Origin of the sequence: Stenotrophomonas sp. TWI169, assembly GCF_039674705.1 — a bacterium.
GTDB classification, from domain to species: Bacteria; Pseudomonadota; Gammaproteobacteria; order Xanthomonadales; family Xanthomonadaceae; genus Stenotrophomonas; species Stenotrophomonas maltophilia_P.
The window spans coordinates 1-17,620 of record NZ_JBDJOB010000039.1 but is presented as its reverse complement, the minus strand read 5'-3'; the positions used below and the strand labels follow the sequence as shown (position 1 = coordinate 17,620).

Below are 17,620 nucleotides of genomic sequence, written 5' to 3'. Positions count from 1 at the left end.
AAGTAAAGGAGGAGGCGACGGTCGAAGGCCGGCGCCGGGGGACATTCGCCGGCAGGGCGGCCCGCCCGCGCGCGGCTTGGGTTCGGTCCCATGCGATGGGCGCAAAAAAAAACCCCGCCGGAGCGGGGTTCTCAACGCACTGTCGAGTGGATCACTCGGCCGGCGTGATGTTCGAAGCCTGGGCACCCTTCGGGCCCTGGGTCACGTCATAGGTGACACGCTGGCCTTCCTGCAGGCTGCGGAAGCCCTTGGAGTTGATGGCGGAGAAGTGCGCGAACACGTCGGCGCTGCCATCCTCCGGCGAGATGAAGCCAAATCCCTTGGCGTCGTTGAACCACTTGACGGTACCGTTCGGCATGGTGATGCGAGACCTTATGCAATGAATGGGTGGTGTACGCTGAACCCGCGTACCGGCTGAGTATGCAAAGCTTGCTCGGCGAAGACAATCACCCCCGTGCCAATTCGCCGATCAGTTCCGGAAGTCCATTGCTCGCCGCCTGCACATTGGCCAGCACTTCGGCCATCGTGATCTCCTCGCCATCACCACAGCCCGCGGCCCAGTTCGCCACGATCGCCAGGCACGCGTAATCCAGTCCCAACTCCCGCGCCAGCGCGGCTTCGGGCATTCCGGTCATGCCCACCAGATCGCAGCCATCGCGCCGCATGCGGGCGATTTCCGCGATGGTTTCCAGCCTCGGCCCCTGCGTCGCACCGTAGCAGCCACCGTCATGGACCGTGACACCCGTCACTTTGGCTGCGGCCAGAATCTTGCTCCGCAGCATCGGCGTGTACGGGTGGCCGAAGTCCACATGCAGCACTTCGGCACCCTCTTCTTCACAGATCGTGCTGATCCGGCCCCAGGTGTAGTCGATGATCTGGTCCGGGCAGGCCAGCACGCGCGGCCCGACCTGCTCGGTGATGCCCCCGACGGTGTTCAGCGCCAGCACGCGCTGGGCGCCGATCTGCTGCAGCGCAGCCAGATTGGCGCGGTAGTTGATCTTGTGCGGCGGCAGCGAGTGGCCCTCGCCATGGCGCGCAAGGAAGGCCACGCGGTTGCCCAGCAGCGTGCCCACGCGCACCGGACCGGAGGGACGGCCGAAGCGGGTCTCGACCTCGTGGGTCTGCACATCGTCGAGCTTGGCCAGGTTGTAGACACCGGTACCGCCGATCACGGCCAGGGCGATCTGTTGCATCGAAAGCACTCCAGAGAAAGACGAACGCCGGCACCCGAGGATGCCGGCGGCGGCAAAGGACGGCCGCGGACGGCCGTGCCTGTTATTCCTTCATCGCGTAGATGGCCGGCACGCAGCGCAGGGTCTCGTTGACGTCCATGCCGAAACCGAACACGTAGCGGTCGGGCAGTTCGATACCGGCGTAGTCAGCCGTCACATCCGGCAGCCCGCGATCGTGCTTCTTCACCGTCATCGCCGCGATGCGCACGTCGGTCGCGCCCTGTTCCAGGCACCAGGTGCGCACGCCCTGCAGGGTGTAGCCCTCATCGAGGATGTCATCGACCAGCAGCACACGGCGGCCGAACAGCGCGGTGGCCGGCTTGTGCTTCCACACCAGGTCGCCGCCGGTGGTTTCACCGCGATAGCGGGTGGCGTGCAGGTAATCGAACTGCACGTCCTGGCCGCGCGCACCCAGCTCCAGCGCCAGCTGGCCGGCGAACGGCAGCGCACCGTGCATGATCGACAGGAACAGTGGCACCTCGCCCTTGTAATCGCGCGCGATGGCGTCGGCGATACCGGCGATGGCCTTGTCGATGGTGGGGCGGTCAACCAGCAGGTCGGCCTGGGCCAGGGCCTGGGAAATGGTGAGGTTCGGCATCAGACGGTTCTTCCAAGGGTTTCAAGCAGACGGGATTGAGTGTCGCCATGGCGGGCATCGGCCAGCAGGCCATCCCAGCCAAGCGCGCCGCGGCCGAGCAGGCCAAGCAGCGCAGCGGTATTGAGGGAGCGTCCCTGCACCGCGTGCAGGGCTTCATCGACCAACTCCGGATGGCAGACCAGCACGACGTCGCAGCCCGCATCCAGGTGCGCGTGCACGCGTGCCGCAACGCCACCGGCATGGTGCGAAGCGGCCATGCCGATGTCGTCGGAGAACACCACGCCGCGGAAGCCCAGCTCGCCACGCAGCACCTCCTGGATCCAGCGCGGCGAATAGCCGGCCGGTTCCGGCGCCACCTGCGGGTAGATCACGTGCGCCATCATCACGGCGTCGGCACCGGCGGCAACACCGGCCCGGAACGGCACCAGGTCCTGCGCGCGCAGTTCGTCCAGCGTCCGCGGATCGACCGCGGTATCGACATGGGTGTCTTCTAGCACGGTGCCATGGCCGGGAAAATGCTTGAGGGTGGCCGCCATGCCGGCCGCGTGCATGCCGCGTACGTAGGCCTCGGTGAACGCAGCCACGACCTGCGGGTCTTCACTGAAAGCGCGGTTGCCGATCGCAAGGTTGCCACGGCCCAGGTCGACCACCGGGGCAAAGCTCAGGTCCACGCCACTGGCGCGCACTTCGCTGGCCATCAGCCAGGCGTGCTGCTCGGCCAGCGCCAACGCGGCGCCGGGATCCTTCGCATAGCCGGCACCGATCTCCTGCAGCGGCGGCAGATCGCTGTAGCCCTTGCGGAAACGCTGCACGCGACCGCCTTCCTGGTCGACGCAGATCAGCTGCGGGCGCGGCGCAGCCTCGCGGATCGCGGCGCTGAGCTCGCTCACCTGCTGGCGGGAGGCGAAGTTGCGCGTGAACAGCACCACCCCGGCAACGGCATCGTGCTGCAGCCAGTCGCGTTCCTGGGGGGTCAGTTCAGTGCCGGCAACGCCGATCAGCAGCATGGTCGTTCTCCACAACGGGCGCCCGCATGGCGCAGTGCCGCATTGTCGCAGAACCGGCCGTTGGACGCAGGTGGGGGCGTCCATCGCGCGCCCCCCTCGAAGGATCAGACCCTGCAGCCGTCCGCACCACAGGCGTCGTCGCCGCTGCGTCCGGTTGCCGTGCCCTGCTCCGCCGCGATCTGCCGCAGCGCCTGGGCGAAGGCTTCCGGAGGCTGGGCGCCGGAGATCGCCCAGCGGCCCTCGATGACGAAGGTCGGCACCGAGGAAATACCCAGCGCACGGGCCTGGTCCAGTCCCGCTTCGACCTCGGCCAGGCCGCGTGAGGAGGCCAGCATCTGGGCGATCTCTGCCGCATCCAGTCCGCCTGCCACACCGGCCCGGGTCAGCACCTCTGTGTCCGCCAGATTCTGGCCGTGCTCGAAATGGGCGCGGAACAGCGCCTCTCCGACCGCGTCCTGCACACCGTGCTGGCCGGCCAGCCACAGCAGCCGGTGCGCTGGCAGGGTGGTCACCCGCACCTGGCCCTGGCTGAAGTCCATGGGCAGGCCTTCGCCACGGGCGGTGGCCTGGGTCTGGCCGAGAATCTGCTCTGTGCGCTCGACACCGCCGAACTTGCGCGCATACGCCTCGCGCAGCGGCACCGGCGTGGTGCCCGCATCCGGGTCCAGCTGGAACGGCTGCCAGTGGATGTCGAGTACTGGGGCATCGGCCCCCAGCAACTGCACCCCCTGCTGGAAACGGTGCTTGCCGATCCAGCACCAGGGACAGACCACGTCGGAGTAGATGTCGATTCTCATCCCACCGACATGGGGTCCGGGCGCCCCGAAAAAAGGGGGAACGCCTTTCACCAGCGTGAATAGGGATGACTGGCCAGTGCGACGTTGTAGTAGCGCGGGTCGTCGGTGACCTCCGCGCCGGCCCAGTCCGGCAGGACGATGGCCTGCCCTGCGCTTTCCAGCTCGACTTCGGCCACCACCAGGCCGGCGTTGTCACCCAGGAACTCATCCACTTCCCAGGTCAGGCCGGCATGCTCGACCAGGTGGCGACGCTTGTCGATCAGGCCCCCCACGCACAGCGCCAGCAGCGCGCGCGCATCCTCCACCGGAATCGGGTAATCAAACTCCTGGCGGGTATGGCCGATCGTGCGCGACTTCAGGTTCAGCGCGGCGTGCTCACCTTCGATGCGCACCCGCACGGACGCGTTCTGGCGACCGCTGTCGAGCGCGCCCAGATCGTTGATGTAGCCCTGCGCCATCGGAATCACCCGGTGTGCGGCCGCACGCCAGCCGTCGCTGCTGACGAGGAATTTGCGTTCGATCTCGATGCCCATCGCGCCATTATGCGCGATGGGCATGACAGCGGGTCAGCGCTTTTCGAACACCGCGATGCTTTCCACGTGCGCGGTGTGCGGGAACATGTCCATGGCGCCGGCACTGACCAGGGTGAAGCCCTGCTCGTTCACCAGATAACCCGCGTCCCGGGCCAGCGATCCCGGATGGCAGCTGACGTACACGATGCGCTTGAACTGCTTCAACGGCAGCTGCTGCAGCACCTCGATCGCGCCCGAGCGCGGCGGGTCCAGCAACAGCTTGTCGAAGCCCTGGCGCATCCACGGCGTGGCGCGCTGGTCCTGGGTCAGGTCGGCGCTGTAGAACTGGGCGTTGCCCAGCCCGTTGCGCTCGGCGTTCTCACGTGCGCGGGCAACGAGGCCCGCGTCGCCTTCCACGCCCACCACCTCGCGCACGCGGCGCGCCAGCGGCAGGGTGAAGTTGCCCAGCCCGCAGAACAGGTCCAGCACGCGCTCGTCCTCACCCGGCTCCAGCAGATCCAGGGTGTGAGCGATCATCTTCTCGTTGAGCTTGGCATTGACCTGGATGAAATCCAGTGGCCGGAATGCCAGTTCGACATCCCACGGCGCCAGCCGGAACGACAGCGGCACGCCCTGCCCGTCCAGCGGATGGACGGTGTCCACGCCACCGGGTTGCAGGTAGATGGCGAATCCGTGCTGCTGGCCGAAGCTGGCCCATGCGGCGCGGTCGGCATCACTGAGCGGCTGCAGATGACGCACGGTCAGCGCGATGGCCTGGTCACCGCCGATGAACTCGATCTGCGGGATGTCGCGCTTGCCGTCGAGCGACTCGATGAAGGTCGACAGCGCCTGCACCCTGGTGCCCACTTCGGGGATCACGGTCAGGCACTGGCTGAGATCGGCGACGAAGCGCGGGTCCTGTTCACGGAAGCCGACCAGGGTCTTGTCCTTCTTCTCGACGCGGCGCACCGAGAAGCGCCCCTTGCGGCGGTAACCCCAGCTGTCGCCGACCAGCGGTGGCAGCACGCGGCCCGGCTTCACGTGACCGATGCGTTCCAGGTTGTCCATCAGCACGCGCTGCTTGGCAACGATCTGCTGGTCTTCATCCAGGTGCTGCAGCACGCAGCCGGCGCAGGTGCCGAAATGCGGGCACTTCGGCGTCACCCGCTGTGGCGAGGCCTGCAGCACTTCCACGGTGCGTGCTTCGTCGAAATGGCGGCTGCGGGCGGTCTGTTCAGCCATGACCACTTCGCCCGGCAGAGCGCCGCTGATGAAGGTGACCTTGCCACCTTCGCCTTCACGGCGGGCGACGCCGCGACCATCATGGCTGAGGTCGAGGATCTCGGTCTGGAACGGGGTACGGTCGATGCGGGAGCGGGATCGGGCCACGTGGCAACAGGCTGCGGGCGAAAATGGGCGCGTATTGTCGCAGATCCTGACCGGCGGGGCCTGCCGCCGCTTGCGCCAGCCGCCGCCGTGCTTGATGATGTCAACCAGCTGACATGGAGGCAGCCCCTGATGCAGATGACCCCGAGGGCCGGTCGGCCCCGCTTCCTGCTTGTCGAGGACGACATCATCAGCCGCGGGTTTTTCAAGGCGGCGTTGGAAACCCTGCCGGCGGACGTCGATACCGCGGACTCCCTTGCCAGTGCCCTGGCAAGCGCCGAGCCCGGGGCTCACGACCTGTGGCTGATCGACGTCAACCTGCCCGACGGCAATGGCGCGCAGCTGCTGCGCGAACTGCGCCGTTCGCATCCGGACACGCCTGCCCTGGCGCATACCGCCGACGGCGACACGTCCATCCATGCGCGCCTGCGTGAGGCCGGTTTCAGCGACACCCTGGTCAAACCGCTCGGCCGCGACCAGTTGCTGAAGGCGGTCCGCCGCGCCCTGGTCAACTCGCCGGCCGGCATCGCCGTCGCTCCGGCCCCCGCTGCGATCGAGCTGAACGGGCAGGACTGGGACGAGACCGCCGCTCTGGCCGCTCTCAATGGCCAGCGCAACCACCTGATCGCCCTGCGCGAGCTGTTCCTTGCGGAACTGCCGGGCGTCCGCGATGCGGTCGAGCAGGCCGTGGACCAGCATGATGAACGCCAGCTGCGCAGCCAGCTGCACCGGCTGCAGGCAAGCTGCGGCTTCGTCGGTGCCGCACGGCTGGGCCGCGCGGTGCGCCAGCTGCACCACATGCCGGAGTCGGACCTGGCACAAGCGGGCTTCCGCGCCGCGGTAGCGGCACTGCTGCACTGAGGGTTGCCCGGCACGGGTGCGCCCTGCCCCGTCGGATATCGAAATCAATCCGGGGTCAGATCCCTTTCCCTGCGGAAGACGGATCTGCCCCCCCGCCCGCCTACCGCCGGGGGGCCAACTGCTCCAGCAGCTCCCAGGACTTCAGCCCCCGTGGCCCCAGGTGGTGCGCCAGCACCCGCCGCATGGGCAGCCGCAGGCTCGCCAGATCGGCAGGCCCCGGCTCCTCGTCGGCCGCCAGCGCCAACAGCGCCGAACCGGTGGCCGCCGCACTGCGCTCTCCACCGCGCTCGCTGAGCAGCCGTTGCGGCCCTTCCTGCGGATCCAGCGCATAACGCGCTGCCGGATCGATCGGCTGACCATCGCTGGCGCTTTCCAGATCGAAACCGAGCCCCAGTGCGGCAAGCAGCTCGCGCTCGAAGCGGCGCAGCGTCCAGGCCAGTCCGGCGCCCACTGCCAGCCGCGCGCGTGCCTCGCCGTACGCCAGGTACACCTCCGGCAACGGATCCTGGCGTGGCGCCAGCCGCAGCGTCAGTTCACTCAGGTAGAAGCCGGCCAGCATGGCCTGGCCGACCAGCCGCGGCGCCGCGTCCAGCGCTTCGGCGGCACGCAGCTGCGCCAGTTCGCCGCGCTGCTGTGCGCTGAAGCGGATCCACTGCAGCGGCTGCAGGGCCGCGCGCAACACCTGGCCCTTGGCCGTGGACACGCCGCGCGCAAGCAGGCCGATCCGGCCATGCTCCGCGCTCAGCACCTCCACCAGCAGGCTGGTTTCGCGATAGGCCCGTGCATGCAGCACGAACCCCGTGTCGTCCTCGATGATCACCGAAGCGATCGCCGTGGCTTACTCGTAACCGAAGGCCTTCAGCGCGGCCTCGTCGTCGGACCAGCCTTCACGTACGCGCACCCAGGTTTCCAGGAACACCTTGGCACCGAACAGACGCTCCATCTGCAGGCGCGACTTGGCCCCGATCTCCTTCAGGCGCGCGCCCCCCTTGCCGATCACGATGGCCTTCTGGCCTTCCCGCTCGACCCAGATCACCGCGCCGATGCGCAGAAGATTGCCATCCTCGGTGAAGCGCTCGATCTCCACGGTGGTGGCATAGGGCAGCTCCTCGCCAAGCTGGCGCATCAGCTGCTCACGTACCAGTTCACCGGCAAGGAAACGTTGGCTGCGGTCGGTGATCTCGTCCTCGCCGAACATCGGCGGGGCTTCCGGCAGCAGCTCCAGCACGTCACGCACCAGGGCGTCCAGGCCGTTGCGCTTCTGCGCCGAGATCGGATGCACGGCGGCGAAATCACGGCCGGCGGTCACCTCCTGCAGGAACGGCAGCAGCGCGCCCTTGTCCTTCAGGCGATCGATCTTGTTGACCACCAGCACCACCGGGATGCCGGCATCGCGCAGCACGTTGAAGGCCAGGCTGTCTTCGTCATCCCAGCGCCCGGCCTCGATCACCAGCAGGCCTGCATCCACGCCTTCCAGCGAGCCGCGCGCGGCGCGGTTCATCACCCGGTTCATCGCCCGCTTCTGCACCTTGTGCAGGCCCGGGGTATCGACCAGCACCAGCTGGCCTTCCGGATAGGTGGCGATGCCGAGCAGGCGGTGGCGGGTGGTCTGCGGCCGGTTGGAGACGATGCTGACCTTGGCCCCGACCAGGGCATTGGTCAGGGTCGACTTGCCGACGTTCGGGCGGCCGATGACGGCCACGCTGCCGCAATGATGGGAAGTTTGTTCGCTCACTTGGAATCCAGTTGTTCTAGGACGGCTGCAGCCGCCTGTTGTTCGGCAAGCCGCCGCGAGGCGCCTTCGCCCTCGGTGCTGGCGGCCGGGTCGGCCACGTTGCAGCGTACCCGGAAATGTTTGGCGTGGTCGTCACCGGATTCTGACACCAGTTCGTACTGGGGCAACGCCTTCTGCCGGGCCTGCAGCCATTCCTGCAGGCGGGTCTTGGGGTCCTTCTCGGGGCGGCCGGTGGCCGGCAGCGCCTCCATCGAGGCCGTGAACCAGGGCAGCACGGTCTCCCGGCACGCGTCAAAACCGGCGTCCAGGTAGATCGCGGCCACCACCGCCTCCAGTGCATCGGCCAGGATCGAGTCGCGGCGGTGCCCGCCCGACTTCATCTCGCCCGCGCCCAGGATCAGCCGTTCGCCCAGCTGCAGGGTACGGGCGATCACTGCCAGCGCCCCTTCACGCACCAGCTCGGCGCGGGCGCGGGTCAGTGCGCCCTCGTCGGCCTTGGGCCAGCGCTGGTACAGCGCCTCGGCGACCATCATGTTGACGATGCTGTCGCCGAGGAATTCCAGGCGCTCGTTATGCGGCACGCCGGCACTGCGATGGGTCAGCGCCTGCTTGAGCAGCGCCGGGTCGCGGAAGGCATGGCCGATCAGGTCGCCACGTTGGATGAATTTACTGGGCACCGCTTCGGGTCAGGTCCTGGGAAGAATCGAATTTGCCAACCACATCGAGGTTGCCGATCAACGGGCGACGCACTTCGTAGTTGACCTTGAGGGTCCAGCCATTGTCGCGGCGATCGAACTTGACGTTGCCCGGCTTCACGTTGTCCGAGTAGTTGATGTACAGCCGCTTGAAGAACAGATCCTGGATCCGCGCCGGCTCCATGCTGGCCACGCCCGGCTGGCTGGCCAGGCTCTTCATCGCCGAGCGTACCGCGTAATACTCCTGGTACATCGGGAACAGCTTCATGCCGATGTAGATGAAGAAACCGACCACGACCAGGACCACCAGAAACGAGGTCAGGGTGATGCCGCGCTGCGTGTTCATCGTCTTCATTGCGTTCTCCCCAGATACGCGTTGGATGTGAAAATACTCAGTTGATGCCCGAGCCGATCCGCGACGGCTCGAAACCGTCCTTGCAGAACCAGCCCTGGCAGTTCAGCCAGATCAGGAATGCCTTGCCCCGCAGGTTCTCTTCCGGCAGCAGCCCCCAGAAGCGTCCATCATCGCTGTTGTCACGGTTGTCGCCCATCACCAGGTACTTGCCGGCCGGCACCGTCCACTGGCCCTGGCCACGCGGATAGTCGGTCTCCAGCACGGTATGGGTGCGGCCCGGGAGATGCTCGACCAGCAGGTTGGCGCCCTCGCCCTGGCCCTTGTGGCCGGCATAGATGCCCTTGTTGTCGTACTTCACCGGCTCGCCGTTCAGCACCAGGCTGTCGCCCTCGAACACCACGGTGTCACCCGGCACGCCGATCACGCGCTTGATGAAGTTCTCGCCCTTGGCCGGGTCGTTGTCGCCGTGGCCCGGGAAGTGGAACACCACCACATCGCCGCGCGCGGGATCACCCACCGGCACGAAGCGGGTATTGGTGATCGGCAGGCGCAGGCCATAGGCGAACTTGTTGACCAGGATGAAATCACCGATCAGCAGGTTCGGCATCATCGAGCTGGACGGGATCTTGTACGGCTCGGCGATGAAGCTGCGCACGACCAGCACGATCGCCAGCACCGGGAAGAATGCACGCGAGTAATCCACCAGCACCGGCTCGGTGTCGAGCAGGCCTGCACGCTGGGCGCGGCGCCTGGCGAAGTACAGCTTGTCCGCAAGCAGGATCAGGCCCGAGGCCAGGGTCAGCACGACCAGGAGGATCTCAAACAGTTTCATTCAGGGTCCTTTGCAACGTCACCGGACGACCGGCCCCGGAGGGCCGGTGCGCGCTTACTTGTTGTCCATCTGCAGCACGGCCAGGAACGCTTCCTGCGGGATTTCCACGCGGCCGACCTGCTTCATGCGCTTCTTGCCTTCCTTCTGCTTTTCCAGAAGCTTCTTCTTGCGCGAAACGTCGCCACCATAGCACTTGGCCAGCACGTTCTTGCGCATGGCCTTGACCGTGGTACGGGCGATGATCTGCGAGCCGACAGCCGCCTGGATCGCCACGTCGAACATCTGCCGCGGGATCAGGTCCTTCATCTTCTCGCACAGCTCGCGGCCGCGGCGGTCGGCATGGCTGCGGTGGACGATCAGCGACAGCGCATCGACCTTGTCGCCATTGATCAGCACGTCCACGCGCACGAACGGGCCGGCATCGAAGCGCACGAAGTGATAGTCCAGCGACGCGTAGCCGCGGCTGACCGACTTCAGCTTGTCGAAGAAGTCCAGCACCACTTCGGCCATCGGCAGCTCGTAGCTGATCTGCACCTGGCTGCCCAGGTAGTTGATGCCGATCTGGCTGCCGCGCTTTTCCTCGCACAGCTTGATGATATTGCCGATGTACTCCTCGGGGGTGAGTACGTTGGCACGGATGATCGGCTCGCGGATCTCCTGGACCTGGTTCACCGCCGGCAGCTTGGCCGGGTTGTCCATGTTGATGATCGAGCCATCGGTCTTCAGGACCTCGTACACCACCGTCGGCGCGGTGCTGATCAGGTCCAGGTTGTATTCGCGCTCCAGCCGTTCCTGCACGATCTCCATGTGCAGCATGCCGAGGAAGCCGCAGCGGAAACCGAAGCCCATCGCCTCCGAGCTTTCCGGCTCGAAGCGCAGCGCGGCATCGTTCAGGCGCAGCTTGTCCAGCGCCTCGCGCAGGTCCGGATAGTCCTCGGCGTCGACCGGGAACAGGCCGGCGAACACGCGCGGCTGCATTTCCTGGAAGCCCGGCAGCGGCTTCGGTGCCGGATCACCGGCCAGGGTCAGGGTGTCGCCCACCGGCGCACCATGCACGTCCTTGATGCTGGCCGTGACCCAACCCACCTCACCCGCGCGCAGCGCCGGCAACACCTTGCGCTTGGGGGTGAACACGCCGACGTTGTCGACCTGGTGGTTGCGGCCGGTGGACATCACCTGCAGCTTGTCGCCGGCCTTGATCTCGCCCTGCATGACGCGCACCAGCGAGACCACGCCGAGGTAGTTGTCGAACCAGGAGTCGATGATCAGCGCCTGCAGCTTGTCGGTATCACGCGGCTGCGGCGGCGGAATGCGATGGACGATGGCCTCCAGCACGTCCTGCACGTTCAGGCCGGTCTTGGCGCTGACCGGCACGGCGTCGCTGGCGTCGATGCCGATCACGGCCTCGATCTCGGCCTTGGCGCGCTCGATGTCGGCCGTAGGCAGGTCGATCTTGTTGATCACCGGCACCACTTCCAGACCCTGCTCCACCGCGGTGTAGCAGTTCGCCACCGACTGCGCTTCCACGCCCTGGGCAGCATCGACCACCAGCAGCGCACCTTCACAGGCGGCCAGCGAGCGGCTGACTTCATACGAGAAATCGACGTGGCCCGGGGTGTCGATGAAGTTCAGATGATAGGTCTGCCCGTCCTTGGCCAGGTACGGCAGCGATACCGACTGCGCCTTGATGGTGATGCCACGCTCACGCTCGATCGGGTTGGAGTCGAGTACCTGCGCTTCCATCTCGCGGGCCTGCAGGCCACCACAAAGCTGGATGATGCGGTCGGCCAGCGTGGACTTGCCGTGGTCGACGTGGGCGATGATGGAGAAGTTGCGGATGTTCCGCATCGAATCAGATGACATAGGTGGCGGCGGCGCGCGGCGTCGTCAGGGTAACGGTGGATTATCGCACGCCCGGGGCCCGCCCGCGAAAGGCGCCTCGCCGGGCCAGGGCCGGAACGACCGAAGCCCCGCCTGAGCGGGGCTTCGGGGGGGCAGCGGCTGCCGGAGCAGCCCCGGTCCTTACTCGCCGGCCTTGACCGCCACGAAGGCGCTGTTGCCGTTGCCGGTGCGGACCAGCAGCATCACCACATCGCCCTTCTTGTAGCTGGACAGCGCGCGGTTCAGCGACTCCACGCCGCTCACCTGGGTGCTGGCCACCTGCAGGATCACCATGCCCGGGGACAGGCCTGCATCCCGGGCGCCCTGCCCCTTGACGCCGGTGATGCGCACGCCCTCGCCCGATTCCAGGCCCAACTGCTTGCGCTGCGGCGCGGTCAGATCGCTGACGTCCAGGCCCAGCAGGGCATTGGCACCACTCTGCGGGGCGGCATCGGCCCTGGCGGTGGCGGGGCTGCGGGCGCTGGCCTGGTCATCCTCGGCCAGCGCGGTCAGGGTGGCGCTCAGGTCGCGCGGCTTGCCGTCACGGATCACGCCCAGGGTGACCCGGCTGCCCGGGGCCATGGCGCCGATCAGCGGCGGCAGATCGGACCAGCTGTTGACCGGTGCGCCGTTCACGGTACGGATCACATCCCCCACCTTCACACCGGCGCGGGCGGCCGCCGAATCCGGCACGATCTGGTTGACCAGCGCACCCCGGCTGTCCGGCAGGCCCATGGCCTGCGCCTTCAGGCCGTCGATCTCCTGCACCACCGCGCCCAGCTGGCCGCGGGTGACCCGGCCGGTCTTCTTGATCTGTTCGACCGCGCTCATCGCCAGGTCGATCGGAATCGCGAAGCTGATGCCCATGTAGCCACCGGACGCAGAGAAGATCTGCGAGTTGATGCCGACCACTTCGCCCCGGGTGTTCAGCAGCGGACCGCCGGAGTTGCCCTGGTTGATCGCCACGTCGGTCTGGATGAACGGCACGTAGCGCTGGTCCGGGCCGCCGGTGCTGCGGCCGAGGGCGCTGACCACGCCGGCGGTGACCGAGTGGTCGAGGCCGAACGGCGAGCCGATCGCGACAACCCACTGGCCCGGCTTCAGGCTGTTGGAATCGCCGACACGGACGGTCGGCAGGTTCCTGCCTTCGATCTTCAGCAGGGCAACGTCGTACTGCTGGTCGCTGCCCACCACCTTGGCGGTGAACTCACGGCGGTCGCCCAGCTTGACCTTCACCTCGCTGGCGTCGGCAACCACGTGGTAGTTGGTCAGCACGTAGCCGTCGGGCGAAATGATGAAGCCCGACCCCATGCCGCGGCCCTTGATGCTGGGACCGCCGTCGGGGCCGCCCGGCCCCTGCCCCGGCATCGGGAAGTCCGGGCCGAAGAAGCGACGGAAGAACTCCGGCATGTCGTCGTCCCCCATCGGCCCACGCGCCTGGCGGTTGCTGCGGACGATGGTGGTGTCGACGTTGACCACGCCCGGGCCGACCTGCTCGACGAGGTTGGTGAAATCGGGCAGGCCGGTGACCAGCGGCTGCGCCGGAGCGCGCGGCGCGGCCGCGGCCGCGGCCGGCGCGGTCTGGGCAGCCGGGGACGGCGCCTGGGCACAGGCCACCAGCGGCAGGGTCAGGGCCAGCAGGCCGATGGCCTGCGTGCGGAATCGGGGAGTCATCGGACGGCAACCTCCGGATCGGATGGAAGGGAGAAGAAGGGCCCCGCGATCGGCGGGGCGTGGCGGCACCCGGCTCAGTCGCGCGGGCGGGGCGGCGGCGGCAGGTCGTCCTGCAGGCGCGGCTCGAAGGGGTAGAACGTGGCGCTGTCGGCATGCGCCGGGAAGCTGGCGTTGAGCGCGCCCCCCGCGGCCGGAGGCAGGCTGGAGCGCGGCCACGGCCGGGCCTGCAGGCCGGCCACCTCGCCGAACGGCAGGTTGCGGCTGGCACCGGCCGGCACGGTCGGCACCAAGGGCGCCTGGGCGGCGGCCACAGCCCGCTGCGCCCCGTCGTCACGCTGTGCCACCCGCGCAGCCTGCTGGCCGCGGGTGGCACTGGCGCTGGCGCGGCGTGCGTCCTGGCGACGGCTGGCGGCCAATGCGGCCGCCGGAACACTGGCCACCGCCACCACCGCCGGATCGACCGAGGCTTCGGTCACCGTCGCGGGCGATACCGGTGCCGGCGGCAGCTCGGCCTGGCTGGCCACCACCTGGGGTGCCAGCGGCTCTCCGGGAGGGGTCTCCTTCAGCTTCTCGCCGCCGATCAACAGGGCCACCGCAGCGACCGAGGCAGCCAATGCGGCACCGCCCCCCCAGGTACGCCAGCCACTGCGGCGCACCTGCCGGTCCTGAGGCCCGGACCGGGGCGTGGGTTCGGCGGCGATGGCAGAGGCAACCGCGGCGCTGAAGCCGGCGGGCGCAAGCACCGACGCCTGCCCGCGCATCACGTCGCCCAGCAGCTGCCAGCGCTCCTGGCAGCCGGCCAGTTCCGGGTCATGCTCCATGCGGCGCAGCAGGAAGCGGGCCTCGTCGGCCCCCAGCTCGCCATCGACCAGGGCCGACAGCTGTTCCCGATTGCGCTGGTCAAGCCGCAGCCCGGCCGGCGATTGATGATTCTGCGATTCGTTGAATGGATGACTTGTCATACGCGGCTCTTCTCGCGGGTGGCGCTGCCGATGTCCAGCAGCGGCCGGAGTTCGGTGTCGATCGCCTCGCGCGCCCGGAAGATCCGAGAGCGCACGGTGCCGATCGGGCACCCCATCTTCTGCGCGATTTCCTCGTAGCTCAGGCCTTCCACCTCGCGCAGGGTGATCGCCGACCGGAGTTCTTCCGGCAGCGCGTTGACGGCCTTCATCACTGTCTGTTCCAGCTCCTGGCGCATCAACTCGCGTTCGGGCGTGTCGGTGTCGCGCAGGCGAGTGCCGCTGTCGAACTGTTCGGCATCGCCGATGTCGATGTCATCGGTCGGCGGGCGTCGATTGTGTGAAGCCAGGTAGTTTTTGGCAGTGTTCACGGCGATCCGATGCAACCAGGTTGAGAACTGGGCATCGCCACGGAAGCTTCCGATCGCGCGGTAGGCGCGTATGAAAGTGTCCTGGGCGACGTCCTGACATTCACTCCAGTCGGCGATGTAGCGACCGACCAGGGCCACGACCCGATGCTGATACTTGCGCACCAGTACATCGAAAGCCGCGCTCTCGCCGCGCTGCACGCGCCGGACCAGTTCCAGATCCAGCTCCTGTGGTGTTTCAACCTCGGCCATGGGGGGCCGCACTCCTGTCAGCCCAACCGACGTCGGGCAATGAGACTGCCAATCCCGGGAAAAGTTCAGTCGCCGATCACCCGGCGCCGCACCAGCTTTTAACCACTGTTCCGTTAGCGTTCTGTTCCACGGCCATGGATCCGGAACCGCCACTCCCCTGCTATAGGGATTTGACGCGGGGGAAACAACCTCTGGATCATAGCCGCTTCTCCATACACAACCGGATGGAACGTCCATGCTCTCAGGCTTCGATGGTCTCCGCTTCAGCCACTGGCACCCCGAGATCCGCGACGACGGCGTGGTGGTCCTGTCCCTGGATCGTCAGGACAGCAGTGTCAACGCGATGTCGCAGGACGTGCTGCTGGAGCTGGGCGATCTGCTCGAACGCATCGCGCTGGATCCGCCGAAGGGCGTGGTGATCCAGTCCCTGAAGAAGGCCGGCTTCATCGCCGGCGCCGATCTGAAGGAGTTCCAGGAGTTCGACCGGCGCGGCACCGTCAACGATGCCATCCGGCGCGGCCAGTCCACCTATCAGAAGCTGGCGGAGCTGCCCTGCCCGACCGTTGCAGCCATCCATGGCCACTGCCTGGGTGGCGGCACCGAGCTGGCCCTGGCCTGCCGTTACCGCGTGGCCTCCAACGACAGCAGCACCCGCATCGGGCTGCCGGAAACCCAGTTGGGCATCTTCCCCGGCTGGGGTGGCAGCGCGCGCCTGCCGCAGCTGGTCGGCGCCCCGGCGGCGATGGACATGATGCTGACCGGCCGCACCCTCTCGGCCTCGGCCGCGCGTGGCATCGGCCTGGTCGACAAGGTGGTGGCACCGGCGGTGGTGCTCGACACCGCCGTCGCACTGGCGCTGGCCGGCACCACGCGGCCGTTCAAGCAGCGTGCGCTGGCATGGGCCAGCAACACCTGGCTGGCGCGCAAGGCACTGGCACCGCAGATGATCAAGCAGGTCGCGCGCAAGGCGAAGAAGGACCAGTACCCGGCGCCCTATGCACTGATCAGCACCTGGCAGCGCAGCGCCGGCAAGCCGGTGCAGGCCCGCCTGGATGCCGAACGCCGCGCGGTGGTCAAACTGGCCAGCACGCCGACCGCGCGCAATCTGATCCGCATCTTCTTCCTGACCGAGCGCCTGAAGGGTCTGGGCGGCGGCGATTCCGGCATTCGCCACGTGCACGTGGTCGGCGCCGGCGTGATGGGCGGTGACATCGCCGCGTGGGCGGCCTACAAGGGCTTCGAGGTCACCCTGCAGGATCGCGAGCAGCGCTTCATCGATCCGGCGATGGAACGCGCGCAGGCACTGTTCGCCAGGAAGGTGAAGGACGAGAGCAAGCGTCCAGCGGTGGCGGCGCGGCTGCGGGCGGACCTGGAGGGCAAAGGCGTGGCCGACGCCGATCTGGTGATCGAGGCGATCGTCGAGAACCCGGAGGCCAAACGCGCGCTGTACCAGACGCTGGAGCCGGGCATGAAGGCCGATGCGCTGCTGACCACCAATACCTCGTCGATTCCGCTGGTGGAACTGCGCGACCACATCCAGCGCCCGGCGCAGTTCGCCGGCCTGCACTACTTCAATCCGGTGGCACAGATGCCGCTGGTGGAAATCATCCATCACGACGGCATGGCGCCGGAGACCGAGCGCCGTCTGGCAGCGTTCTGCAAGGCGCTGGGCAAGTTCCCGGTACCGGTGGCGGGCAGCCCGGGCTTCCTGGTCAACCGCGTGCTGTTCCCGTACATGCTGGAGGCGGCCACCGCCTATGCCGAAGGTATCCCGGGCCCGGTGATCGACAAGGCAGCGGTGAAGTTCGGCATGCCGATGGGCCCCATCGAGTTGATCGACACGGTCGGCCTGGATGTCGCCGCCGGCGTGGGCCGCGAGCTGGCGCCGTTCCTCGGCCTGCAGATTCCGGCGGCACTGCAGACGGTGGAAGCCGACAAGCGCGGCAAGAAGGATGGCCAGGGCATCTACACCTGGGAGAACGGCAAGCCGAAGAAGCCGGATGTCGCCAGCGACTACCAGGCCCCTGCGGACCTGGAAGATCGCCTGATCCTGCCGCTGCTCAACGAGGCCGTGGCCTGCCTGCACGAAGGCGTGGTGGCCGATGCGGACCTGCTGGATGCGGGCGTGATTTTCGGCACCGGATTCGCGCCGTTCCGCGGGGGTCCGATCCAGCACATCCGCGCGGTGGGTGCCGATGTGATCGTCGAGCGCCTGAAGGCGCTGCAGCAGCGTCACGGTGACCGCTTTGCCCCGCGCCCGGGCTGGGACAACCCTGCCCTGCGCGAACCGGTGGTGTGATGTGATGTGATCGGCCGGGCCTGCGGCCCGGCACCCGCAGAGGCAACGTCAAGTTCCACAGCAGAAGCCAGAGCCAAAGCGGCTCTGGCTTTTCTGTTTGTCGGGCGGGGCGGTGTCGGGTTGCGGGGACGCCGTAAACCCGTCCCTGGGGGCTTGGCCGCGGCATCCATGCCGCGG

At 67.7% G+C, this 17,620-nt stretch carries 18 protein-coding genes; 2 read left to right on the top strand and 16 right to left on the bottom strand.

What is annotated here, in order from left to right:
* Window positions 1–151: 151 nt before the first annotated feature.
* From ABE543_RS18445 to rlmD, 7 genes are all read right to left on the bottom strand, one after another.
* A complete protein-coding gene (locus ABE543_RS18445; protein ID WP_005410590.1) occupies window positions 152–358 on the bottom strand; it encodes a cold-shock protein in 207 nt (68 codons plus the stop codon).
* An 88-nt stretch (window positions 359–446) separates the two neighbouring features.
* On the bottom strand, window positions 447–1,193 hold the full coding sequence (locus ABE543_RS18440; RefSeq protein ID WP_346476003.1) for an S-methyl-5'-thioinosine phosphorylase: 747 nt from the start codon (window positions 1,191–1,193) through the stop codon (window positions 447–449).
* 82 nt (window positions 1,194–1,275) lie between these two features.
* Window positions 1,276–1,830, bottom strand: a complete 555-nt coding sequence (locus ABE543_RS18435) for a hypoxanthine-guanine phosphoribosyltransferase (protein ID WP_053520227.1) — start codon at window positions 1,828–1,830, stop codon at window positions 1,276–1,278.
* The gene (gene nagZ, locus ABE543_RS18430; protein WP_111186713.1) at window positions 1,830–2,837 is read right to left on the bottom strand and encodes a beta-N-acetylhexosaminidase; all 1,008 of its coding nucleotides are present in this window, start codon (window positions 2,835–2,837) and stop codon (window positions 1,830–1,832) included. Before nagZ ends, ABE543_RS18435 begins: the two co-directional genes overlap by 1 nt.
* A 104-nt stretch (window positions 2,838–2,941) precedes the next feature.
* Complete coding sequence (locus ABE543_RS18425; RefSeq protein ID WP_346476002.1) at window positions 2,942–3,634, bottom strand: DsbA family oxidoreductase; 693 nt, start codon at window positions 3,632–3,634, stop codon at window positions 2,942–2,944.
* A gap of 47 nt (window positions 3,635–3,681) precedes the next feature.
* A complete protein-coding gene (locus ABE543_RS18420; protein WP_053520230.1) occupies window positions 3,682–4,167 on the bottom strand; it encodes a CYTH domain-containing protein in 486 nt (161 codons plus the stop codon).
* Window positions 4,168–4,200: 33 nt separating this feature from the next.
* Window positions 4,201–5,535 carry a 23S rRNA (uracil(1939)-C(5))-methyltransferase RlmD gene (gene rlmD, locus ABE543_RS18415; protein ID WP_346476001.1) on the bottom strand — a complete coding sequence of 445 codons (1,335 nt, stop codon included), beginning with the start codon at window positions 5,533–5,535 and terminating at the stop codon, window positions 4,201–4,203.
* A gap of 129 nt (window positions 5,536–5,664) precedes the next feature.
* On the opposite strand from rlmD, the gene ABE543_RS18410 reads away from it, so the two are divergent.
* Window positions 5,665–6,393, top strand: a complete 729-nt coding sequence (locus tag ABE543_RS18410) for a response regulator (protein ID WP_053520232.1) — start codon at window positions 5,665–5,667, stop codon at window positions 6,391–6,393.
* A 100-nt stretch (window positions 6,394–6,493) separates the two neighbouring features.
* On the opposite strand, the gene recO is transcribed toward ABE543_RS18410, so the two are convergent.
* From recO to rpoE, 9 genes are all read right to left on the bottom strand, one after another.
* Entirely contained in the window at window positions 6,494–7,213 is a 720-nt protein-coding gene (gene recO / locus ABE543_RS18405) for a DNA repair protein RecO (RefSeq protein WP_053520233.1), read from the bottom strand.
* A gap of 18 nt (window positions 7,214–7,231) precedes the next feature.
* Entirely contained in the window at window positions 7,232–8,128 is an 897-nt protein-coding gene (era, locus tag ABE543_RS18400; RefSeq protein ID WP_053520234.1) for a GTPase Era, read from the bottom strand.
* Window positions 8,125–8,805, bottom strand: coding sequence for a ribonuclease III (rnc, locus tag ABE543_RS18395; RefSeq protein WP_053520235.1), 681 nt, complete (start codon window positions 8,803–8,805; stop codon window positions 8,125–8,127). Before rnc ends, era begins: the two co-directional genes overlap by 4 nt.
* A complete protein-coding gene (locus ABE543_RS18390) occupies window positions 8,795–9,178 on the bottom strand; it encodes a DUF4845 domain-containing protein (RefSeq protein ID WP_053520236.1) in 384 nt (127 codons plus the stop codon). Before ABE543_RS18390 ends, rnc begins: the two co-directional genes overlap by 11 nt.
* A 37-nt stretch (window positions 9,179–9,215) precedes the next feature.
* Entirely contained in the window at window positions 9,216–10,010 is a 795-nt protein-coding gene (lepB, locus tag ABE543_RS18385; RefSeq protein ID WP_053520237.1) for a signal peptidase I, read from the bottom strand.
* Between the two features lie 54 nt (window positions 10,011–10,064).
* Window positions 10,065–11,858 carry a translation elongation factor 4 gene (gene lepA / locus ABE543_RS18380; protein WP_065174904.1) on the bottom strand — a complete coding sequence of 598 codons (1,794 nt, stop codon included), beginning with the start codon at window positions 11,856–11,858 and terminating at the stop codon, window positions 10,065–10,067.
* Between the two features lie 174 nt (window positions 11,859–12,032).
* Window positions 12,033–13,565, bottom strand: a complete 1,533-nt coding sequence (locus tag ABE543_RS18375) for a DegQ family serine endoprotease (protein ID WP_065181807.1) — start codon at window positions 13,563–13,565, stop codon at window positions 12,033–12,035.
* A 74-nt stretch (window positions 13,566–13,639) separates the two neighbouring features.
* Window positions 13,640–14,527: a sigma-E factor negative regulatory protein gene (locus ABE543_RS18370; protein WP_346476000.1), complete on the bottom strand. Its 888-nt coding sequence runs from the start codon at window positions 14,525–14,527 to the stop codon at window positions 13,640–13,642.
* Window positions 14,524–15,144, bottom strand: a complete 621-nt coding sequence (rpoE, locus tag ABE543_RS18365) for an RNA polymerase sigma factor RpoE (RefSeq protein WP_065174837.1) — start codon at window positions 15,142–15,144, stop codon at window positions 14,524–14,526. The genes ABE543_RS18370 and rpoE overlap by 4 nt, the downstream gene beginning before the upstream one ends.
* A 235-nt stretch (window positions 15,145–15,379) precedes the next feature.
* On the opposite strand from rpoE, the gene ABE543_RS18360 reads away from it, so the two are divergent.
* Window positions 15,380–17,443: a 3-hydroxyacyl-CoA dehydrogenase NAD-binding domain-containing protein gene (locus ABE543_RS18360; RefSeq protein WP_346475999.1), complete on the top strand. Its 2,064-nt coding sequence runs from the start codon at window positions 15,380–15,382 to the stop codon at window positions 17,441–17,443.
* Window positions 17,444–17,620: the final 177 nt, after the last annotated feature.

Bases quoted from the DNA above. Each gene is read 5' to 3' on its own strand.
- ABE543_RS18440 (WP_346476003.1), bottom strand. From the start codon at position 1,193: ATGCAACAGATCGCCCTGGCCGTGATCGGCGGTACCGGTGTCTACAAC.
- lepB (WP_053520237.1), bottom strand. From the start codon at position 10,010: ATGAAACTGTTTGAGATCCTCCTGGTCGTGCTGACCCTGGCCTCGGGC.
- ABE543_RS18425 (WP_346476002.1), bottom strand. From the start codon at position 3,634: ATGAGAATCGACATCTACTCCGACGTGGTCTGTCCCTGGTGCTGGATC.
- ABE543_RS18445 (WP_005410590.1), bottom strand. From the start codon at position 358: ATGCCGAACGGTACCGTCAAGTGGTTCAACGACGCCAAGGGATTTGGC.
- ABE543_RS18360 (WP_346475999.1), top strand. From the start codon at position 15,380: ATGCTCTCAGGCTTCGATGGTCTCCGCTTCAGCCACTGGCACCCCGAG.
- ABE543_RS18390 (WP_053520236.1), bottom strand. From the start codon at position 9,178: ATGAAGACGATGAACACGCAGCGCGGCATCACCCTGACCTCGTTTCTG.
- ABE543_RS18370 (WP_346476000.1), bottom strand. From the start codon at position 14,527: ATGACAAGTCATCCATTCAACGAATCGCAGAATCATCAATCGCCGGCC.
- lepA (WP_065174904.1), bottom strand. From the start codon at position 11,858: ATGCGGAACATCCGCAACTTCTCCATCATCGCCCACGTCGACCACGGC.
- ABE543_RS18375 (WP_065181807.1), bottom strand. From the start codon at position 13,565: ATGACTCCCCGATTCCGCACGCAGGCCATCGGCCTGCTGGCCCTGACC.
- nagZ (WP_111186713.1), bottom strand. From the start codon at position 2,837: ATGCTGCTGATCGGCGTTGCCGGCACTGAACTGACCCCCCAGGAACGC.
- ABE543_RS18410 (WP_053520232.1), top strand. From the start codon at position 5,665: ATGCAGATGACCCCGAGGGCCGGTCGGCCCCGCTTCCTGCTTGTCGAG.
- rpoE (WP_065174837.1), bottom strand. From the start codon at position 15,144: ATGGCCGAGGTTGAAACACCACAGGAGCTGGATCTGGAACTGGTCCGG.
- ABE543_RS18420 (WP_053520230.1), bottom strand. From the start codon at position 4,167: ATGGGCATCGAGATCGAACGCAAATTCCTCGTCAGCAGCGACGGCTGG.
- ABE543_RS18435 (WP_053520227.1), bottom strand. From the start codon at position 1,830: ATGCCGAACCTCACCATTTCCCAGGCCCTGGCCCAGGCCGACCTGCTG.